The organism is Mesorhizobium sp. M8A.F.Ca.ET.208.01.1.1, from assembly GCF_004791315.1.
In the GTDB taxonomy this organism is placed as follows: Bacteria; Pseudomonadota; Alphaproteobacteria; order Rhizobiales; family Rhizobiaceae; genus Mesorhizobium.
In genome coordinates this window covers 237264-257150 of the sequence record NZ_SRUT01000007.1, presented here as the reverse complement: position 1 = coordinate 257150, position 19887 = coordinate 237264, and the positions used below count along the sequence as shown (strand labels likewise).

General features: G+C 64.1%; 19 protein-coding genes. 10 read left to right on the top strand and 9 right to left on the bottom strand.

Going from position 1 to position 19887, the window contains the following annotated elements; translation table 11 throughout:
- Window positions 1–398 (top strand): aminotransferase class I/II-fold pyridoxal phosphate-dependent enzyme (locus EN851_RS27015; RefSeq protein ID WP_135930352.1); only part of this gene is annotated, 398 nt, incomplete at its 5' end.
- 240 nt (window positions 399–638) lie between these two features.
- On the opposite strand, the gene EN851_RS27005 is transcribed toward EN851_RS27015, so the two are convergent.
- Together EN851_RS27005 and mscL are read right to left on the bottom strand one after the other, a co-directional pair.
- Complete coding sequence (locus EN851_RS27005) at window positions 639–1805, bottom strand: pyridoxal phosphate-dependent aminotransferase (RefSeq protein WP_127279504.1); 1167 nt, start codon at window positions 1803–1805, stop codon at window positions 639–641.
- A 109-nt stretch (window positions 1806–1914) separates the two neighbouring features.
- Window positions 1915–2337 carry a large conductance mechanosensitive channel protein MscL gene (gene mscL / locus EN851_RS27000; RefSeq protein WP_127279505.1) on the bottom strand — a complete coding sequence of 141 codons (423 nt, stop codon included), beginning with the start codon at window positions 2335–2337 and terminating at the stop codon, window positions 1915–1917.
- A 247-nt stretch (window positions 2338–2584) separates the two neighbouring features.
- On the opposite strand from mscL, the gene EN851_RS26995 reads away from it, so the two are divergent.
- Window positions 2585–6094 (top strand): PAS domain-containing hybrid sensor histidine kinase/response regulator, encoded by a 3510-nt coding sequence (locus tag EN851_RS26995; RefSeq protein ID WP_135862018.1) that lies wholly within the window; start codon window positions 2585–2587, stop codon window positions 6092–6094.
- A gap of 140 nt (window positions 6095–6234) precedes the next feature.
- On the opposite strand, the gene EN851_RS26990 is transcribed toward EN851_RS26995, so the two are convergent.
- Complete coding sequence (locus tag EN851_RS26990; RefSeq protein ID WP_189343535.1) at window positions 6235–7149, bottom strand: LysR family transcriptional regulator; 915 nt, start codon at window positions 7147–7149, stop codon at window positions 6235–6237.
- Between the two features lie 132 nt (window positions 7150–7281).
- On the opposite strand from EN851_RS26990, the gene EN851_RS26985 reads away from it, so the two are divergent.
- Window positions 7282–8790, top strand: coding sequence for an MFS transporter (locus tag EN851_RS26985; protein ID WP_135862022.1), 1509 nt, complete (start codon window positions 7282–7284; stop codon window positions 8788–8790).
- A 17-nt stretch (window positions 8791–8807) separates the two neighbouring features.
- Here the strand turns inward: EN851_RS26985 and EN851_RS26980 are convergent, their stop codons facing one another.
- A complete protein-coding gene (locus EN851_RS26980; RefSeq protein ID WP_127870796.1) occupies window positions 8808–9467 on the bottom strand; it encodes a response regulator transcription factor in 660 nt (219 codons plus the stop codon).
- A gap of 121 nt (window positions 9468–9588) precedes the next feature.
- A complete protein-coding gene (locus EN851_RS26975; protein WP_135916889.1) occupies window positions 9589–10023 on the bottom strand; it encodes a hypothetical protein in 435 nt (144 codons plus the stop codon).
- Between the two features lie 107 nt (window positions 10024–10130).
- Here EN851_RS26975 and EN851_RS26970 point away from each other — a divergent pair, with 107 nt between their 5' ends.
- A complete protein-coding gene (locus EN851_RS26970) occupies window positions 10131–10481 on the top strand; it encodes a DUF952 domain-containing protein (RefSeq protein WP_127870794.1) in 351 nt (116 codons plus the stop codon).
- Window positions 10478–11557: a quinone-dependent dihydroorotate dehydrogenase gene (locus EN851_RS26965; RefSeq protein WP_135930351.1), complete on the top strand. Its 1080-nt coding sequence runs from the start codon at window positions 10478–10480 to the stop codon at window positions 11555–11557. The genes EN851_RS26970 and EN851_RS26965 overlap by 4 nt, the downstream gene beginning before the upstream one ends.
- Here EN851_RS26965 and EN851_RS26960 read toward each other — a convergent pair.
- Entirely contained in the window at window positions 11550–12890 is a 1341-nt protein-coding gene (locus tag EN851_RS26960; RefSeq protein ID WP_135930350.1) for an MATE family efflux transporter, read from the bottom strand. The two genes, EN851_RS26965 and EN851_RS26960, sit on opposite strands and share 8 nt — an antisense overlap.
- A gap of 131 nt (window positions 12891–13021) precedes the next feature.
- Here EN851_RS26960 and EN851_RS26955 point away from each other — a divergent pair, with 131 nt between their 5' ends.
- Window positions 13022–13924 carry a histone deacetylase gene (locus tag EN851_RS26955; RefSeq protein WP_135930349.1) on the top strand — a complete coding sequence of 301 codons (903 nt, stop codon included), beginning with the start codon at window positions 13022–13024 and terminating at the stop codon, window positions 13922–13924.
- 3 nt (window positions 13925–13927) lie between these two features.
- On the opposite strand, the gene EN851_RS26950 is transcribed toward EN851_RS26955, so the two are convergent.
- The 3 genes from EN851_RS26950 to EN851_RS26940 all read right to left on the bottom strand — a co-directional run bounded on the left by EN851_RS26950 (window position 13928) and on the right by EN851_RS26940 (window position 16065).
- Entirely contained in the window at window positions 13928–14191 is a 264-nt protein-coding gene (locus EN851_RS26950; protein WP_127278856.1) for a DUF6460 domain-containing protein, read from the bottom strand.
- A gap of 96 nt (window positions 14192–14287) precedes the next feature.
- Window positions 14288–15121, bottom strand: a complete 834-nt coding sequence (locus EN851_RS26945; RefSeq protein ID WP_135930348.1) for a galactosyltransferase Lgt5 — start codon at window positions 15119–15121, stop codon at window positions 14288–14290.
- A 5-nt stretch (window positions 15122–15126) separates the two neighbouring features.
- A complete protein-coding gene (locus tag EN851_RS26940; RefSeq protein WP_135930347.1) occupies window positions 15127–16065 on the bottom strand; it encodes a hypothetical protein in 939 nt (312 codons plus the stop codon).
- Between the two features lie 453 nt (window positions 16066–16518).
- Between EN851_RS26940 and EN851_RS26935 the strand changes: the two genes are divergently transcribed.
- From EN851_RS26935 to EN851_RS26920, 4 genes are all read left to right on the top strand, one after another.
- Window positions 16519–17136 carry an outer membrane protein gene (locus EN851_RS26935; protein ID WP_135930346.1) on the top strand — a complete coding sequence of 206 codons (618 nt, stop codon included), beginning with the start codon at window positions 16519–16521 and terminating at the stop codon, window positions 17134–17136.
- Window positions 17137–17316: 180 nt separating this feature from the next.
- Window positions 17317–17703: a hypothetical protein gene (locus EN851_RS26930; RefSeq protein ID WP_127278852.1), complete on the top strand. Its 387-nt coding sequence runs from the start codon at window positions 17317–17319 to the stop codon at window positions 17701–17703.
- Window positions 17704–17749: 46 nt separating this feature from the next.
- A complete protein-coding gene (locus EN851_RS26925) occupies window positions 17750–18424 on the top strand; it encodes a response regulator transcription factor (RefSeq protein ID WP_135862036.1) in 675 nt (224 codons plus the stop codon).
- On the top strand, window positions 18421–19851 hold the full coding sequence (locus EN851_RS26920) for a HAMP domain-containing sensor histidine kinase (protein WP_135930345.1): 1431 nt from the start codon (window positions 18421–18423) through the stop codon (window positions 19849–19851). The genes EN851_RS26925 and EN851_RS26920 overlap by 4 nt, the downstream gene beginning before the upstream one ends.
- The last annotated feature ends 36 nt before the right edge of the window (window positions 19852–19887 follow it).

Genomic DNA, 19887 nt, shown 5'->3' with positions numbered 1-19887 from the left:
TCAAGCGCTCACAGGCCGAGCGCGACGCCCAGCAGCAGCAGGCGACCCGGACCAAGCAGATCCTGTCCGCCGCCGGCCTGCCGGTGATGGAATCGCCGACCCACATCGTGCCGGTTCTGGTCGGCGATCCGGAGCTGTGCAAGATGGCCAGCGACCGGCTGCTTGGCGTGCACGGCATCTATATCCAGCCGATCAACTACCCGACCGTGCCGCGCGGCACCGAGCGGCTGCGCATCACGCCGACGCCATTCCATTCCGATGCGCTGATCGCCGAACTTCAGGACGCGCTGGTCGAAACCTGGGACGCGCTCGGCATCCCCTACGGTTCGGCGGGACGGCCGGCCGTCGCGAAAAGCGACCGGATCATTCCGCTGCTGGTGCCCAAGTCGGGCGGGTGAAGGCGAGCTTTGTCACCCTCTCGCCGTCATTAGAACCGCAGCGCTGCCCCTCATCCTGCCGGACATTTCTCCCCGTATAGTGACGGGGAGAAAGAGGCTGTCGCGGAGAGTTTCGCCAATCGCAAGCGTTGCAGAACAGGCGCCGGCGTTGCGGCCAGCCTTCTTCTCCTCGTCACTATACGGGGAGAAGGTGCCGGCAGGCGGATGAGGGGCGACGCTAACCGATAAAGGCAAGCAGCCTCAAACCGTCTTCATCCAGCCCGCCAGCCTGTGGGCCGCTTCCTCGAGCTGGTCCAGCCTCCGGTGGAAGCACAGCCTCAAAAACGCTTCGCCACCCGGGCCGAAGGCGGTGCCGGGTGCCAGGCCGACATTGGCCTTGTCGACGATGTCGAAGGCAGCGCTGCGTGAATCGGTGATCCCGTCGACCGTGAAGAACAGGTAGAAGGCGCCCTGCGGCACGGTGAACCGCGCCTTGCCGGTTTCGCCGAGAATGCCGCAGACCAGGTCGCGGGCCTTTCTCGCCCGCTCCACCTGTTCGGCGACGAAGGCATCGCCCTCGTCGAGCGCCGCGACCGCGCCGCGCTGCATGAACTGGGCGACGCCCGAGTTGGAATACTGGATCAGGTTCTCGAACACCTGCTGCAGGCTTGGATGCGTCTTGACCCAGCCGACCCGCCAGCCGGTCATCGCCCAGTTCTTGGAGAAACTGTTGACGAACAGGATGCGGTCTTCCGCCTCCGCGATGTCGAGGAACGACGGCGCGCGGCCGTGGCCATAGTGAAACAGCGAATAGATCTCGTCGGCGATGATCCACAGGCCCTTGGCGCGAGCGAGATCGAGGATCGCTCGCAAGGTCTCATGGTCGGCGGTCCAGCCGGTCGGATTGGACGGCGTGTTGATGAACAGCGCCTTCGTGCGCGGTGTGACCGCCGCCGCGATCTTCTCGACGTCGCATGACCAGCCATTTCCGGAATGGTCGAGCGTGACCGGCACCGGCACGGCCCCCGCGATCGCGGCGGCGGCGTCGAAATTCGGCCAGGCGGGCGACAGATAGATCACTTCATCGCCGGCGCCCGCAAGCGCGTCGAGCGCCAGCTGGATGGCATGCATGCCGGAGCCGGTGACGATGAATTGCTCCTCGGGGAAGGTCTTGCCGAAGTGCCTGGCGTAGTAACGCCCCAGCGCCTGCCTCAGATCGGGAATGCCCCTCTGCCAGGTGTAGAACGTCTCGCCGCCGGCCAGCGCCTTCGACGCGGCATCGGTGATGAATGACGGCGTCGGCAGGTCGCCCTCGCCGGCCCAGAGCGGGATCAGGCCTTCGCGCAATCTGCCGTAGTTGACGACGGCGACGATACCGCTTTCAGGCGCGGCCAGGGCCTCGGGGCGCAGGGTCTGGATCAGGGTCATTGGGCAGGTCCGTTGTCTCGGGCGTTCGTAAGGGCTGCTTACCAGATACGAAAACAGAAAACCCCGGCCGCGAACGACCGGGGTTTTGGTCCAGAAGAACCGTATCCGTCTATCGCCTGGCCAGCAAATCGCGGATTTCGGTCAGAAGCTGTACATCGGCGGGGGGCGGCGCGGCCGCCGGCGCCGGCTTTTCTTTTTCCAGGCGCCTGCGCATGTTGTTCACGGCCTTGACCATGAGGAAGATGATGAAGGCGAGGATGATGAAATTCAGCACCACGGTGATGAAGCTGCCATAGGCGAAAACAGCCCCTTGCTTCTTGGCGTCCGCCAGCGAGGTGGCGTTGACGGCCGAGGAAAGCCCAAAGAAGTAGTTGTTGAAGTCCAAACCGCCAAAAATCGCGCCGACAATCGGCATGATGATGTCGTTGACCAGGGAATCGACGATCTTGGAAAAGGCAGCGCCGATGATGACGCCGACGGCCAAGTCCATCACGTTACCCTTGGAAATGAATTCCTGGAATTCTTTCAGCATTCGACCCTCCTTGTCATGGCGGGCCGCACAGCCGTCCCATCCCTGCGGCACCGACCCGGCGACACCATAACAAAAACCTTGGGTTGCACCATCGGCTAAAAGAAGAAAGCAACCGCTTTCTCTTTACCCTGGGCAGCCGCGGAAATCATGGCCCGCATGCGCCGAAAGCCGTGATGGACTTGGCGCCCAAGCTGTGATTGCGTCTGACCGGCCAGGTTAAAATCGGCACAGGGAGGATCTTGCCGGCGTGCAAGGCTTGTTCATCGTCATCATTGCGATCGCCTATGTGACGCTGCTGTTCGCCATCGCCAGCCTGGGCGACCGCCGCTCGATGATGTCTGGACCCGGCCGCGCGCGGCCCTTCATCTATGCGCTCAGCCTTGCCATTTACTGCACGTCCTGGACCTTCTTCGGCTCGGTCGGCCTTTCCTCGGAACGCGGCCTCGAATTCCTCGGCATCTATACCGGCCCGGTGCTGGTGTTCGTGTTCGGCTTTCCATTGCTCAACCGCATCGTGCGGCTGGCCAAGACCGAGAAGATCACCTCGGTCGCCGACTTCCTCGGCGCGCGCTACGGCAAGAGCTTCACCGTGGCCGCCATCGCCACGCTGATCGCCACCATCGGCGCCGTGCCCTATATAGCCCTGCAACTGAAGGCGATCTCGGGATCGGTCAGCCTGATGGTCGAGCATTATACGGGCTCGCCGCCTTCCTTCGATCCCTTCGTCAGCGACATCTCGCTGGTCGTCGCCATGCTGCTTGCGCTGTTTGCGGTCCTGTTCGGCACACGCCATGCCGACGCCACCGAACACCAGGACGGGCTGGTGCTGGCGGTGGCGGTCGAGACGGTGGTCAAGCTCGCCGCTTTCCTGGCCATCGGCCTGATGGTCACCTTCCTGATCTTCGGCGGCCCCGGCGACATGTTCGACCGGCTGGCGCAGAATGGCCAGGTACGGCAGGCAATGGGCTATTCGACGTCGCTCGCCACCTGGCTGGTGCTGACCTGCCTGAGCGGCTTCGCCATCATCCTCTTGCCGCGGCAGTTCTACGTCACCATCGTCGAGAACCGCAGCGAGGCGGAACTGCGCACCGCGACATGGGTGTTCCCGCTCTACCTCGTGGCGATCAACCTGTTCGTGCTGCCGATCGCCTTTGCCGGCCTGACGCTGGTCGGGACAAGGACGAGCAGCGACCTTTACGTGCTGTCACTGCCGCTGTTCAGCGGCCACGATTTCCTGGCCATGGCCGCTTTCATCGGCGGCCTGTCGGCGGCAACCGCCATGGTCATCGTCGAGAGCGTGGCGCTGTCGATCATGATCTCCAACGACCTGATCATCCCGCTGTTCGTGCGCCGGCTGCTGCGGACGACCACTTCCGAAAACGAGGACTGGTCGACGCTTATCCTCAATGTACGGCGTGGAGCGATCTTCATCCTTTTGTTCATCGCCTTTCTCTACTATCGCGAGAGCACCAACAGCGCCCGGCTGTCCTCGATCGGCCTGATGTCCTTCGCGGCGATCGCGCAATTCGCGCCGGCGCTGGTCGGCGGGCTGATCTGGCGCGGCGCCAACGGCCGCGGCGCGGCGCTCGGCATGGTCGCCGGCATCCTGGTCTGGGGCTACACGCTGCTGGTGCCGTCGCTCGTCCCACCCGATACCGGCATCATCGTGCATGGACTGTTCGGCTTCGAGGCGCTGCGGCCACAGGCGCTGTTCGGCACCGTCGCCGAACCGCTGAACCATGGCGTGCTGTGGAGCCTGTCAATCAACGCGCTGTTCTTCGTCTTCGGCTCGCTGTCGCGCGCGTCGGTGCCGCTGGAGCGCATCCAGGCATCGATCTTCGTGCCGCGCGAAGCCGGCCCGATGCCAAGCCTGCGCCGCTTCCGCACGGCCATCACCGTCAACGACCTCAAGGATACCATCGCACGCTATCTCGGCGTCGAACGCACGGAACGCTCCTTTCAATCCTTCGAGAAGAGCAACGGCACCTCGCTGCACGGCAACGAGCAGGCGAGCATGGACGTCATCCGCTTTTCCGAGCAGCTTTTGGCCAGCGCCGTCGGCTCCTCCTCGGCGCGGCTGATCCTGTCGCTGCTGTTTCGCCGCCACGACCGCGAATCCCGCGACGCCTTCCGCCTGCTCGACGACGCCACGGAAGCGCTGCAGCACAATCGCGACCTGCTGCAGATCGCGCTCGACCAGATGGAGCAAGGCATCACCGTCTTCGACCGCGATTTCCGGCTGATCTGCTGGAACAGGCAATACCGGGCGCTGTTCGACCTGCCCGACGAGATGGGCCAGGTCGGCGTTTCGCTCGACCAGATCCTTCGCCATCTCGCCGAGCGCGGCGACATCCCCGCCGACCAGCGCGTGGCGATGCTCAACCGGCTGACCAGCTTCGTCAGCCCCTGGCAGATGGAGCTGAAGACCAGCGGCCGTATCCTCGAGCTGCGCTCCAACCCGATGCCCGATGGCGGCATCGTTGCCACCTATGCCGACATCTCCGGACGCGTCGAGCAGGACCTCGCGCTGAAGCGCGCCAATGAATCGCTGGAACAGCGCGTCAAGACCCGCACCATCGAGCTGACCAGGGTCAACGAGGAATTGACCCGGGTCAACGAGGAACTGGCGCAGGCACAGATGCTCGCCGAGGAGGCCAATCTCGGCAAGACGCGCTTCCTTGCCGCCGCCGGTCACGACATCCTGCAGCCCTTGAATGCCGCCCGGCTCTATTGTTCCTCGCTGATCGAGAAGGCCGGCAAGGGTCCGGCCGGCAAGGCGGCCATCAACATCGAATCCTCGCTGGAATCGGTCGAGACCATTCTGGGTGCCGTGCTCGACATTTCGCGCCTCGATGCCGGCGCGATGAAGCCGGACGACACCGCCTTCAGCCTTGATGGCCTGCTGCGCCAGATCGGCAATGATTTTCGTCCACTGGCCGCGGAGAAAAAGCTTGGCCTGACGATCATGCCGTCGTCGCTGACGGTAACGACGGACCGTAACCTGTTGCGCCGCCTGATCCAGAATCTTGTCTCCAACGCCATCAAATACACCCGCCAGGGCCACATCCTGGTCGGTGTGCGGCGGCGTGGCGAATTGGCGGAGATCCAGGTCATCGACACCGGCATCGGCATTGCCGGCGACAAGCTGAACACCGTCTTTCATGAGTTCACCCGCCTGGACGAAGGCGCCCGCGAAGCCGAAGGTCTTGGCCTCGGCCTCTCCATCGTCGACCGCATCGCCAGGGTATTGCGGCTCGAGATTCGCATCTTCTCCAACCCGGGCAAGGGCACGCGCTTTTCCGTCATCCTGCCGGTGACAGCCGCGCAGGAGTCGCGACGCGAGGTCGAGACCCGGGCGCCGGCCCGCGCGGCGGCTTCGCTGTCGGGGCTGCATGTGCTGTGCATCGACAATGACATCCGTATCCTCGAAGGCATGCGGCTGCTGCTGGAAGGCTGGGGCTGCAACGTCGCCACGGCGACCGGCTCGGGGGATCTGGAGAAGGTCGCGGTCCAACGTCCGGACATCGTGCTTGCCGACTACCATCTCGACCGTGAAACCGGACTCGACGTTATCATCAAGCTGAGGGCGACGCACGGTGACGACCTGCCGGCCGTGCTGGTCACGGCCGACCGCTCCAACGAGGTGCGGGCAGCCGCGGCGAGCCTCGACATCCCGATGATCAACAAACCGCTGAAGCCGGCGGTGCTGCGGTCGATGATGGCCAGGTTCAGGCCGATGGTGCGGGCGGCGGAGTGACGCCGGAGCTGTCGGTGCGGCTCGGCTGAACACCCCGGCAAGGACGACGACCCGATCAGCATGCTGCTCATCGAGCAGCCGTAGGCGTTAACGTCAGACGACGCGCAATCCGGCCATCATCGCTGAAACGGGCACGGGACTTACGCGTCGGACAGATTGTCGGCCCCTTGCGAGTTGCGGAACCGGGGCCGCGTGGCGGTGGCCGTTGCCGGCGGGCGATGCTCGCGAAAGGCCATGGCCAGCGTGCGCAGTGCCTCGCGCGACTTGATGTCCGAAAGCGTCGAAAGCAGCACGATCTCGGATGCCGGCAGTGGCGGCAGCCCGAATTTCCGGCTGACCTCGATCGTTCCGGGCGGCGCCAGCCGGCAGGAAAAGACCGATGTGGCGAGGCCGGCGGTGACGGCCTCGGCCACCGCAAAGGAGCCGCAGCCAAGGAACACTTCCGTCCAAGGAATTCCGACCGCGTCGAGCGCGCCGGTCGCGATGTTGCGGATGCCGCAGGATGGCGAGGATGCGGCCAGGTGCAGCGGCTCGCCGGCCCGGTGGACGAAACCCGGAGCGGCGTACCAGCCGAAATGCTCCGGCGCTAGCACCTCGCCATCGCGACGGTCGTCCTCACGGCGGATGATCGCCGCATCGAGCTCGCCGCGGTCGAACGCGTCGAGCAGATCGTGTGAATCATCGAGCCGAACCTCGATGGTGAGGGCAGGATCATGCGCGTTGAGCCGCGCCAGCAGGGTCGGAACCTCGGCGCCGCCGACATGGGTGGCGATGCCGAGCCTGAAGCGGCGGCGGACAGCGGTCAGGCTCGCGACGGCGCGGTCGTGCGCGGCAAGGAAATCGCGCGCCGGCTCCAGGAATATTTCGCCTCGCGTGGAAAGTCGGACCAGCCGGGGCGTCCGCTCGATCAGTCTCTGGCCAAGCCGGTCCTCAAGCCGCTTCAGCCTGACGCTGACCGCGCCTTGCGTGCTGCCGAGCGCTTCGGCGGCACGCGTGAAGCTACGGAGATCCGCAACGGTGACGAACGCCTTCACCGCTTCTACGTCCAGCGTCATGTCAGCTATCTCGCTTTGTTGTCACTGAAATAGCCAACCATGCAATTTTCAAATGATCAAGCCTGCCCTAACTGTGCAGTGCATGGCAGGCGTCAGCAGATCGCCGCGCCCGGGAATTCGAAAGGTTTGACCATGGCTGTCCTCACCCGCCGAGGCATCGTCGTCCTGTTTGCCGCTTGCCTGGCATGCCTGATGTTCGGGCTGGAGATTTCAAGCGTCCCCGCCATCCTGCCGACGCTGGAAGAAGTGTTGCACGCGGACTTCAGGCAATTGCAGTGGGTGATGAACGCCTACACGATCGCGGTCACCACCGTGCTGATGGCGGTCGGCACCATCGCCGACCGTTACGGGCGCAAGCGCGTCTTCCTGGTCTCCATCGCCGCCTTCGGCCTGACGTCGCTGATCTGCGGCCTGGCGGACGACGTATCCACCTTGATCGTCGCCCGGTTTCTGCAGGGCCTGAGCGGCGGCGCGATGCTGATTTGTCAGCTCGCCGTTCTGTCGCACGAATTCAGGGAAGGCCGCGAGCGCGCGGTGGCCTGGGGATGGTGGGGCGTCATCTTCGGTGTCGGTCTTGGCTTCGGGCCCATCGTCGGTGGCGGCATCGTCGCGATCTCGAGCTGGGAATGGGTGTTCCTCATCCATGTGCCGGCAACAGTCATGGCGTTTGTGCTGGCATTGACCGGCGTCCATGAATCGAAAGATCCACAGGCGGGCAAGCTCGACCTGGCGGGCATCGTGACGCTGTCGCCATCGGTCTTTTGCCTCGTCTTCTACATCACGCAAGGACCGGATCTCGGTTTCGCCAGTCCGACGGCACTGGTGATCCTCGGTGTCTCGATCGCGAGCTTCATCGCCTTCCTCATCGCCGAAAGGATCAGCAAGCGGCCGATGTTTGATTTCTCGGTCTTCCGGATCCGGCCGTTTTCCGGCGCCATCGTCGGCTCGGCGGCGATGAACCTCTCCTACTGGCCTTTCATGATCTACCTACCGATCTGGTTCCATGCCGGGCTCGGCTATGACAGCCTTTCCACCGGCCTTGCCTTGCTCGCTTACACACTGCCGACGCTCATGATGCCGCCCTTGGCGGAGCGGCTTTCGCTGCGCTACCAGCCTGGCGTTGTCATCCCGGCGGGGCTCGCCGTCATCGGCGTGGGGTTCATCGCGATGAAGTTCGGCAGCGCGGCCGCCGAGGCCAGCTGGCTGACGATGCTGTCTGGCTGCCTGATCGCCGGAACCGGCCTCGGGATCACCAACACGCCCGTCACCAACACGACGACGGGTTCGGTTTCGAGCGACCGCGCCGGCATGGCGTCGGGCATCGACATGAGCGCCCGCATGGTTTCGCTGGCGCTGAACATAGCGGTGATGGGCTTCATCCTTGCAAGCGGCGTGCTGGCACATCTCAGCCGAGTGCTGCCCGACCTCGATGCCGCCCAGCTGCGTCTCGCCGCCGAAGGGATCGCAGCCGGAAATCCCATCCCTGGTCTACCCGATCCGGTCATGCGCGACGCGCTGCGAAATGGCTTTGGCTGGGTGATGCTCTATGGCGGCATCGGCGTCTGGATCATGGCCGCCGTCAGTTTCATGGTCTTCAGCGTCCGGCCGGTGCGGCGAGCCGAAGTTGAGTGTTCCGATTGAGCCGAGGACGCCGGCGCTCAGCCCGCCGGCTGCAGGGGGTCGCTGCCGATCTTGGACAGCAGGATCACCGCCTGGGTGCGGCTGTCGACGCCGAGCTTCTGCAATATGGCCGAGACATGCGCCTTGATCGTGGCCTCGGAGACGCCGAGCTCATAGGCGATCTGCTTGTTGAGCAGGCCCTCGGCCAGCATGCCCAGCACGCGGGTCTGCTGCGGCGTCAGCGCCTGCAGCCGTTTGATCAGGTCCGATATTTCGGGATCGCGTTCGACGCCGAGATCGACGCCGACGGGTGCCGCGATATCGCCCGCAAGCACCGACTGCACCGCGCCGCGGATTTCCTCCATGCTGGCCGACTTCGAGATGAAACCGGAAGCGCCGAGATCGAGCGCGCGCCGGATGGTCGCCGGATCGTCATGCGCCGACACCACGACCAGCGGCACCGCCGGATGGATGCCGCGCAACGAGATCAGGCCGGAGAGGCCGCTGGCGCCAGGCATCGACAGGTCGAGCAGCACCAGATCGACATCTTCATTGGCCACGACCAGCGCCTTGGCACTCTCGAAATCACCGGCCTCGTGAATGGCGGTGACATTGCCGATGCCGGCAAGCGCCTCGCGCAGGGCGCCGCGAAACAGCGGATGATCGTCGGCGATGACGAAAGAATAGCCTGACGGCAAATGTCCCTCCCCGAATCCCCGATTTACTGCTTTTTGCGGGATCAGTCGGATGATTATGAGGGGCAGCGCGCTGTTTTCAAGCGGCAAAGCCAACGCGCCGCGTTTTCCTTGTCTCTGGCGCTCAAGTCTTCTGCGAGTTGAGCTGGGCGCCGCCGCCGCTGTCCTTGTCCATATCCTTGACGATGCCCATGAAGCCCTTCAGGAAGCGCTCCATGTAGCTCATCGTCTTGTTGAAATCCTCCTCGCTCGGCAGTTTCGATTCGAGGCGGGCCGAGAGCGAGTTCTCGAGCCTGGTGACGCGCTCGTCCATTGCCTTCATCGAGGTCTGCAAGCGGTCGACCTCGTCCTGGTAAGCGGCGCGTTCATCGGCCGCCATCTTGCAGACGAGCTGGCCCGAACGCTCTTCGCAGATCGACATCGCGCCGGTCTGCGTATCCATGCGGATATAGCCGGTGGCCGACTTTTCCAGCCGGTAGCGGTCGGTTTCTTCCGAATAAGCTGAAGCCGCGACCAGTGAAACGAGCGCGGCGGGGATCAAGATGTGCTGCAGACGCATGTCGTCCTCCATGGCCAAAGCCTGAAATATCGCATCTTTGCGCCGGAAATGGGGAAGACCCTTGGCCTGGCCTTCCCCGCACGACTGGTTCGGATTATAGCGCAACCATGTCACAGATTATCTACAAGATAACTCCGCAAGCGCCTTGGCGCGAGGCCGAAGCCAATGGCCGCTTCACCGGAGCGCCAATCGACATCGCCGACGGCTTCATCCATTTCTCGACGGCAGAGCAGGCCGCGGAAACCGCAGCAAAGCATTTTTCTGGCCAGACCGACCTTCTGCTGGTCGCCGTCGACGGTGCCAGCCTGGGTGATGCGCTGAAATACGAGGTCTCGCGCGGCGGCGCGCTGTTTCCGCATCTCTACGGCGTGCTCGACCCGAAGGCGGTGCTGTGGGTCAAGCCACTGCCGCTCGGTGCCGACGGTAGCCACCAGTTCCCGGCCCTGGAGGGGCAATGAGCGTGCTCGACCGGATCGGCCAGAAGCTGCTGTTCACCTTCGATCCGGAAACCGCGCACGGCCTATCGATCGCGGCATTGCGCTGCGGCCTGCCGGTCGGCGCGCGGACGGTACGCGACACAAGGCTGAAGACCAGCCTTTGCGGTCTCGATTTCCCCAATCCGCTTGGCATGGCGGCCGGCTACGACAAGAACGCCGAGGTGCCCGACGCGCTGCTTGGGCTGGGCTTCGGCTTCGCCGAGGCCGGCACAGTCACCCCGCTGCCGCAGGCCGGCAATCCGAAGCCGCGCATCTTTCGGCTGACATCGGATGAAGCCGTCATCAATCGGCTGGGCTTCAACAATGAGGGCCACGCGGCGGCCGAAAAACGCCTTGCCGCGCGCAAGGGGCGCGGTGGCATCGTCGGCGTCAACATCGGTGCCAACAAGGACAGCACCGACCGCGTCGGCGACTATGAGCGCGGGGTTGCCCGCTTCGCTGCCCATGCCAGCTATCTCACCGTCAACATTTCCTCGCCCAACACGCCCGGGCTGCGCACCATGCAGGCGCGAGAACAGCTTGGCGAGCTTTTGTCCCGCGTCATGGCCGCGCGTGCCACAGCAATCGCGCGGCCGCCGGTCTTCCTCAAGATCGCGCCGGATCTGGTCGAGGCCGAACTGGAGGATATCGCCGCCGAAGTCATGGAGAAAAGGATCGACGGCATCATCGTTTCCAACACCACGATTTCCCGGCCGGCGCTGCGCAGCGGCAATGCCTCGCGGGAGACCGGCGGGCTTTCGGGAAAGCCGCTGTTCGAGCGCTCGACCATCGTGCTGGCAAAAATGCGCAAGCTCGTCGGGCCGGACATGGCCATCATCGGCGTCGGCGGCGTCAACTCCGCCGAAACCGCACTGGAAAAGATCCGTGCCGGCGCCGATCTCGTCCAGCTCTACACCGGCATGATCTATGCGGGACCGGCGCTGCCGGGCCGGATCGTCGCCGGTATGGCGCGTTTTGCCGAGTCAGAGAAACTCAGGTCGATCCGCGAGTTGCGCGACAGTCATCTCCATCGATGGGCGTCGAAGCCGCTCAGCTGAACGCGGTTTGCATCCGCAGCCGCAGAATTGTCAGCAGGCTCAATCCCCGCACTAGCAGGAAGACGTGCAGTGCTGCCCACAGACCGGCATTGCCGAAGGAGGGCGCCAGCGTGATCAGCGCGGCGGCAAAGACTAGGAATGACAACAGCATCATGTTGCGCATGTCGCGCGACCATGTCGCGCCGATGAAGACCCCGTCCATCTGGAAGGCAAGCACGCCACTCAGCGCGGTGAACGCCGCCCACGGCAGATACACATCGGCCACCGCGCGGACCTCCTGGGATGTCGTCACGACAGCGACCAGATTGGCACCCGCCAGCAACAGCACCAATGTCGCGCCACCGGCCAAGCCGAAGCCCCAGAACAGGGTCAGACGCACCGCCTGCCGGAAGGGTAGTGCCGCCCGCGCGCCGATGGCGCGGCCGGCGAGCTGTTCGGCGGCGGTAGCAAAACCGTCGAGGAAATAGCCGGCGACGAGAAAGAAATTCATCAGCACCGCATTGGCGGCGAGCGTCACCGTGCCGAACTCAGCGCCCTGGCGGGTGAACAGCGCGAAGGCGGCAAGCAGCGAGAACGAGCGGATCATGATGTCGCGGTTGAGCGACAGCATGCGCAGGAAGGCGCCGATGTCGAACAGGCGGTGGCGAGGCAAGGGCGGGCTGGATCGGAACCGGCGCACCACGATCGCAAGACCAAGCAGCATGGCGAGGAATTCGCCAGTGACGGTTGCCCAGGCGACGCCGGAAACGCCCCAGCCAAGTTCAAGGCCAAGCAGGAAGCAGAGCGCGATGTTGATGCCGTTGAGCACCAGTTGCAGGACAAGCCCGAGCCCGCCCTCGCCGCGCCCCAGCACGTATCCGAGGACGGCGTAGTTGATCAGCGAGAATGGGGCGGCGAGCAGCCTGATCCTGACATAGACGCCCATCGCCTCGCTGACGCGTGGGCCGGCGTCCATGAACCACTGGGCGCCAACGGCGATGAGCGGCGAAAGCGCTGCCAGCACGACGCCGGCAACGACCGCGATCAGCACGGCGCGCCAGAACACCGCCTGTTCCTCAAGGGCGTCCCCACGCCCGAAGGCCTGGGCGACGAGGCCTGTGGTGCCCGAACGCAGAAAGTTGAACGTGGTGAAGACGACGTCGAAAGCCAGCGCGCCGGCCGCCAGGCCGCCAAGCAGGGCGGCATCACCGAACTGGCCGACGACAGCCGTATCGACCAGGCCGAGCAGCGGCGTCGTCAGATAGGCCAGCGTCATCGGCACGGCGATGGCAAGCACCGAGCGGTTGGTGACCGAAAAGGCTCCGGCGTCGGCTGGGATGGCACCGTTGTCCAAAGGATTGCTGCCTTGCTGATTGCGGCTTGATCGGGGAACCGATGTGCCCCATTTTCCGGCCACCGCGCAATCGTCCTTCCGCGACGGCCCACCGAAATCCCGCTCTGGCGTGAAACCGTCCGACCCAGTTGATGCCCCTGCAGATCGTCCACCACCCCGACTACGACGCCGGCTTCGCCACCAACCATCGCTTTCCGATGAGCAAATATCCACTGCTGATGGAGGCCTTGCGGGCACGCGGCCTGGCCAGCCCCGGGGCGCTCAACACAGCCGAAGCCGCGCCTGCGTCATGGCTGGGGCTTGCCCACGCGGCGGACTATGTCGACCAGGTCATCCATTGCGCCGTGCCTGAAAAAATCGAGAGTGAGATCGGTTTTCCGGTCGGCCCGCGCGTCTCGCTGCGTGCCCAGCTTGCCGCCGGCGGTACGGTGGCGGCGGCGCGGCTTGCCTTGCGCCACGGCATCGCCTGCAACACCGCCGGCGGCAGCCATCATGCGCGGCGCGCGCAAGGCGCCGGCTTCTGCACCTTCAACGACGTCGCCGTCGCCTCGCTGGTTCTGCTGGAAGAGGGCGCCGCACACAACATCCTGGTGGTCGATCTCGACGTGCATCAGGGCGACGGAACGGCGGATATTCTAGGCGATGAGCTACGCGCGTTCACCTTCTCCATGCATGGCGAGCGCAACTACCCCACACGCAAGATCGCCTCGGACCTCGACGTCGCGCTGCCCGACGGCACGGGCGACGCCGCCTATGTCGAAAGGCTGGCCGCGATCCTGCCGGAGCTGTCGGCCAGAGCGCGTTGGGACATCGTCTTCTACAATGCCGGCGTCGACGTCCATGCCGAGGACCGGCTCGGCAGGCTGGCGCTTTCCGACAACGGCCTGCGCGCCCGCGACGAGATGGTCATCGGTCATTTTCGGGCGCTCGGCATTCCTGTCTGCGGTGTCATCGGCGGCGGCTATTCCACCGATGTGCCGGCACTTGCCGCGCGCCACGCCATCCTGTTCGAGGTCGCCTCGGACTACGCCTGAAGGTCATTTCCGATAGTTGGCGATCCTGAGCAGGATGAAGGCCGGCACGACGATCGCGGCGCCGAGCAGGATGTAGCCGAGGAAGCGGTCGATGGCGTGGAAGCCGAGATTCCAAAGGTCGATGAAGAACTTCTGGATACCGTAGAACACGTCCATCGGCGACCAGCCGAAGGCGTTCATGACCAGGCCGACGAGAAAGGATACCACCAGCAGCTTCAGGACAACCCTGAGCGGCGAGTCGCCGAGAAAGCGCGTCAGTGCGGACAAGGCCGTCTCCCGATTGAGATGCCCGGACTCATGGGCACGGCCAAGAGATACGTGCTTGGCGGCCATCCAGCAAGCCGGCACGAGCCAGGACCGTTGCTAGCGCCCGGCTGCCGTGTAAAGCCCGCAGCGCTCAAGCATCTGCCCCAGAGGCGAGCCCTGTGGAACGGTGCGGCCGATCATCCACTGGCGGAGCGTATGGTCGAACAGATGAATGCACAGCGTACGCGGCGTGCCGATATCCGAAAGCGAAAGGTCCGGATCGAGCAGCATTGCGACCTGATGGTGACTAAGCGGATAGAAGACGTCGATGGGCACCGCGTGACCGATGTCACCGGTTCTGCTGGCGAAATAGGTGAGCGCCTCGGGGCCTAGCCTGCCCCAGCTATAGTTGGAAATGTGGATCGGCAGGCCGATGAATTTGCGCAACCTGTAGCGCATCAGCCTGGAGCGGTTGAGCCAGGGCACGATGTAATATGGATCTTCCGCGAATTTCAGCATCTCAAGCAGTGTCTGGCTGCCGGCCGGCAATTTCAGCACGGCGCCGTTAAGTTGGTCACTCGACTGGTACCCAAGGATATGGTCCTGTTTCGGGATGGGCTTGAGACAAAACACGTCGCAATCGACGTACAGGCCGAGCCCTGCTTCCAGGATCTTCAAGCGGTAGAGATTTGAAAAGAGGGACGGACTTCCGTTCGACCTGTAGTAGACGATCCGGTCTCTTGGCATCAGTTTCGACGCGTCGACGGTTTCGACGCCGGGCGGAACATTGCGTGGGGTGTCGTAACAATGAAGATGCACCCGGTGGCCCGCCAGCACGAAGGAACGCAGGCACGCGGCATGCAGGTCGTCCAGGGATGCTCCGATCCAGACGGCATTGACGACAGGTTCGATGGCGCCATCCAGCGCTGCCTCCGGACGTAGCCTGTCCATGTCGATCACTTGCCCTCGATGCCTCTGACCTCTGCCGTGAAATCGCGGATGATCCTGGCGGGCGACCGAAGTGCACGCATGGCCGCCCTGTATCCAGCCGCCCGTTCCTCGAGCTCCCGCAGGGGCTGGCAGAGGTCCTTCAGGAGATCGAGCCCATGACCGCCATATGGGCGAAAATACCGCCTGGCCACCGCATCCAGCGAGCCTGCCGGCACCCCGACCGGCACGCAGCCGGCATAGGCGCATTCGACATATTTCATCAGCTCGACATTGTAGCGCGTCCCGCAAAGGAAGAAGTGGGTGAATTGCGCCGCAAGACCGATGTAGCGCGCATGCGTGAAATCATGACGGGGCGGCTTGCCATGTTCGGGATATCCCGGGTGCTTCAGGTCGAAGATGAACAGTCGCAGCCAAGGAAAGCGCGCACGCCGGCGACGCAAGGCATAGCGCACCGGGTATAATGTCCTGGAATTGCTGCCCGACAGGAAGACCCTGCGGCGACGGCTGGCCAAGGGAATCTCGACCTCCCGCGAGCTATCGTAGGGATAGGGCAAATGGACCACGCGAGAGACTTTCAGCGTCCCTACGAATGCCAGGAATGGCCCCTCGGGATCATAGGTCGTGGCATAGTGAACGCCGGGATGGTCGGCGCAATCGAAGATGAACCTGACATAGGGGTTGGTTGTCTCCGGCATGTCCGAATCGCTGATCCGGAAAAAGAGCGCGGGCCTGTCGCTTGCGGGGACCGCCAGGTGTTCTTTCAGCACCTCGACGTCTCCGGGCTCCAGGCGATTGTCGACGACGGCAACCTCGCAATCGCCCCGGCCGATCTGGCTGATCGGCCGGGCCTCCCATGACAACGGCCTGGCGAAGGCCGGGCCCACGCCTGGGTAGATCGCCTTGTCGTATGGATGCGTGTCCGAATGGAAATAAATGATTCGCAAAAGCAAATTCCCCCGAATTGCCCTGGCATCAGCGAACCGAAGCCCCGCCCTCAAGGCCGATTGCCGTCGGATTTTGTACGCTTCCGCGCGTGAGGCGGGCAACTGGGAAACCTGTTCATGTCAAACAAGTGATCGAGTTTCCCGGCTGCCCGAGATCCAAAATTCTTAAATATGGGTAAACAATTTCATTTTAATTTATTGAAAATAAAGCACAAAATCGTCATTTTCCAGTTTTGCACAATGTGCGTGCAATTTTCACTTGCGAGACACCAGGTGTCTTTCAGGTGACGGACCGCGCGGTCTACCCCCTACCACACAGCCGGCGAAAGCCGGTCCCAGAACCGCGCGGCCATCCAGAAAGACACCAATCGGAGCTGAGCGCCCCATGGTCAGGGTCCTCAGCAGTTAACCAGCGCATCGGGTGCGGATGCGCGTTTGTGTTGGAGTAATGCAGTGTCCCCTCAAGCAAAGATCGTCCTGACGGCGGGTGCCCTTGCCGTCTGCCTCCTCGGGCCGGCGACGGCCGCCGACCTCTCGCCTGCCTACAATGATCCTCCTGCCTTCCAATGGAGCGGCGCCTATGTCGGCGTCCATGGCGGCACGGCATTCACGGGAATGCCGAACCCGTTCGCCGGCCGAAACGGCTTCAGCGGCGGCGTCCAGGCAGGCTACAACCAGCAGATGGGCCCGGCGGTTCTCGGCGCCGAGATCGAAGGTTCCTATCTTGGTGGCGCCGAGCACAATGTCCAGGGCGGCAAGATCAAGGAAAAATGGCGTGGCGCGGCCAAGGCGAAGGCCGGCGTGAGCTTCGACCAGACGCTGCTGTTCGGAACCGGCGGCGTGGCCATGACCAGGTTCGACAAGGGCGACGGCGTGAGCAGCAGCGACGGATGGAAGGTCGGTTACCTCGTCGGCGCCGGCATCGAGCAGGGCTTCGCCGGCGGCCTCTCGGCCAAGGTCGAGTACGACTATGTCCGCACCCCCGACGTGGAAACGACATCGGCCCTTGGCAGGTCCAAGGAGACGATCGGCAGCCATGAGCTGAAAGCCGGCATCAACTACCGGTTCTAGAAACAGCAGGCGGCCGACCTCGATCGCGCGATGGCCGCGGCATCGCGCGATCTTCTTGTTCTTGATGCCTGGACGCAGACATCCCGCCCGAGGAGACGAAGCATTCCATGCTTGTCGCAATGTCGATGTAATCTTCGCAATCTAGGTCGCCTGCGTGAATTTTCACCATGGGAATCAGCAATGTCCACGCATCGCCCGGGCCGACGGACGTCCAAGCTATTGTTCATTGCGATCGCGCTCGCATTGGCGGGCTGCGCCTCCGACATCATGAAGAACTATGTCGGACAACCGGTCGAATCGGTCGTTCTGGATTACGGGCCGCCAACGGCGATCGTAGACCTCGGCCAGGGAGAACGCGCCTATCAGTGGCGCCAGGTCTCGACGTCAGCGGTTTCCGGGACATCCAGCGGCGAGGTTCGCCACACAAAACACGGAACCGTCTATGAAGAGACCGAAACGCCCGGCTATATCGAGCGTCAGGAATGCTTCTACACATTTTACGCCCGCGCTTCCGGCGGCCGCTGGTTCATCACCAATTTCCGCCGGCCGAAGCTGGAATGCGAATGAACCGCCGTGCCGCAAATCCCGCGGCCGCGCGCGAAGGAGAACGCCAATGCGCGTCCTGCTGATCGAGGACGAACCGGAAATGGCCTCCGTGCTGAAGGCCGCTCTGGAGCGCCTGGACATCATCGTCGACCATGCCGCGACCTTGGCCGACGCCGAGGCGGTGGCTCGTCTGGGCCATCACGACGCCGTGGTGCTGGACCGCAGGCTGCCGGACGGCGACGGCCTCAGCCTGATCCCGCGCCTGCGCGCCTTGCATCTGGATGTGCCGGTGATCGCGCTGACGGCGATGAGCGGGCTGGAGGACCGGGTTGCCGGGCTCGATGCCGGCGCCGACGATTACATGGTCAAGCCTTTCGCCACGGTGGAACTCGTCGCGCGGCTCCACGCCTTGCACCGGCGCTCGTTCACCTCGCGCGCCAACCAGACGATGGTCGGCCGCCTCACCTATGATTTCCGCCATCGCGAGGCGCTGGTCGAGGATCACGCGCTCGATTTGCCCCGGCGTGAAAGGCTGGTGCTTGAAACGCTGATCCGCCGGCCGGGCCGGACCATCATGCGCAGCGCTCTCGAGGAGGCCGTCTACGCCCTGGACGACGAGATCGGCTCGAATGCGCTCGACGCACATGTGTCGCGGCTGCGCCGCAAGCTCGACGATGTCGCCGCCGGCATCGAGATACGAGCGATCCGCAATCTCGGCTATCTCCTGCGGGCAGCCTCGTGAAGAAAGTGCGCGCACGCTCGTTGCAATGGGTCCTGGTCCGCCGGCTGATCCTGCTGCAGGCGGCGACGCTGCTCCTCTTCATCGTGCTGTGCGCGGCAGCCCTTTGGATCGCCAATCCAAGCCTGCTCATCGACAACGAGGCTGCCGTCGCGGCCGTCAAGGATGCCGTCGATCGCGACAAGGACGGCCGGCTGGTCGTTCGTGAAACGCAAGAGCTTACCGCGTTTCGCCAGAGTTTCCCAAATGTCTGGTACATCGTTCGCGACGATAGCGGGCAGAGCGTCCGTTCCGGCACGATTCCGGATGTCTACACCAAGGACTTCGGCGGCCTGCTCGGCGAGGCAGACCACGCCACGATCGGATTCTCCGACAAGGACATGCGGCCGGAAGCCTATATCGAAAACGCTTCGACCAAAGCCGGCGCGGTACGGATCATCGCCGCGACGCAGTCGTCGCGCCAGGAGACCGACGGGCTCGAGATCAACATTTCGGCCACTGTGGAGGTCGCCCGGTATCCGGACGGCAGCAGGAACTGGGAACGCGCGCTGCCGGCGCTGGCGCTCGTCATCGCGATCCTGCTGTTGCCCATCGTCCTCGTCATGGGCGCCACCACACTGGTGACGACGCCGGCCGTGGTCCGCCGCTCCTTTGCCGGCCTTGTCGAAACCGTCCGGCAGGCGGCGCGCATCGATATCGGCACCCGTGCGATGCAGCTGCCGGTCAAGCACGTGCCGCAGGAAATCGCGCCGCTGGTGCATGCCTTCAACGAGGCTCTGGCGCGCCTCGCGCAGGGGTACGACCGGCACAACCGTTTCCTCACCGACGCGGCGCACGAATTGCGCACGCCGATCGCCATCCTGCGCACACGCGCCGAGTTGCTGCGGCAGGAGCCGCAAAGCACGCGGCTGCTGCATGATATCGAGCGCCTGTCGCATCTGGCACAGCAACTGCTCGATCATCAATTGCTCGACCGCCCATCCGACCAGCGTGAGATCGTCGATCTCGACGACCTTGTCAGCCGGGTGGCAGCCGACTTCGCGCCGCTCGCCATCGAGGCCGGCTACGACCTTGCCTTCGAGCCTTCGCCCGAAAAGACACGCGTCGAAGTCAACGTGCTGCAGATCGAGCGGGCGCTCGCCAACCTCGTGCGCAACGCCATCGAGCATGGCGGCGGCGGCGGCACCATCACGATTGCGATCGACAGGACGGGTGGCATCGAGGTGCGCGACGAAGGCCCGGGCATTCCCGTGGAGGAGCGCGAGAATGTCTTCGAGCCCTTCTATCGCCTGCAGCCGCAATCGCGCGGGGCCGGGCTGGGACTGAATCTCGCCCGGCAGATCGCGCTGCTGCATCAGGGAACCATCCGTATCCTGGCGGGCTCATGGCGCGGTGCCCGCATCCGCATGGAACTGCCGGTTCGTTCGTGACCCGCCGTTGACGGCGCCGAACGCATATCGGCCAGC

Excerpts from the sequence above, each read along its gene's own strand:
- EN851_RS26985 (WP_135862022.1), top strand. The coding sequence starts at position 7,282 with ATGGCTGTCCTCACCCGCCGAGGCATCGTCGTCCTGTTTGCCGCTTGC.
- EN851_RS26955 (WP_135930349.1), top strand. The coding sequence starts at position 13,022 with ATGCCCCTGCAGATCGTCCACCACCCCGACTACGACGCCGGCTTCGCC.
- EN851_RS26970 (WP_127870794.1), top strand. The coding sequence starts at position 10,131 with ATGTCACAGATTATCTACAAGATAACTCCGCAAGCGCCTTGGCGCGAG.
- EN851_RS26925 (WP_135862036.1), top strand. The coding sequence starts at position 17,750 with ATGCGCGTCCTGCTGATCGAGGACGAACCGGAAATGGCCTCCGTGCTG.
- EN851_RS26990 (WP_189343535.1), bottom strand. The coding sequence starts at position 7,149 with ATGACGCTGGACGTAGAAGCGGTGAAGGCGTTCGTCACCGTTGCGGAT.
- mscL (WP_127279505.1), bottom strand. The coding sequence starts at position 2,337 with ATGCTGAAAGAATTCCAGGAATTCATTTCCAAGGGTAACGTGATGGAC.
- EN851_RS26975 (WP_135916889.1), bottom strand. The coding sequence starts at position 10,023 with ATGCGTCTGCAGCACATCTTGATCCCCGCCGCGCTCGTTTCACTGGTC.
- EN851_RS26945 (WP_135930348.1), bottom strand. The coding sequence starts at position 15,121 with ATGGACAGGCTACGTCCGGAGGCAGCGCTGGATGGCGCCATCGAACCT.
- EN851_RS27005 (WP_127279504.1), bottom strand. The coding sequence starts at position 1,805 with ATGACCCTGATCCAGACCCTGCGCCCCGAGGCCCTGGCCGCGCCTGAA.
- EN851_RS26965 (WP_135930351.1), top strand. The coding sequence starts at position 10,478 with ATGAGCGTGCTCGACCGGATCGGCCAGAAGCTGCTGTTCACCTTCGAT.
- EN851_RS26930 (WP_127278852.1), top strand. The coding sequence starts at position 17,317 with ATGTCCACGCATCGCCCGGGCCGACGGACGTCCAAGCTATTGTTCATT.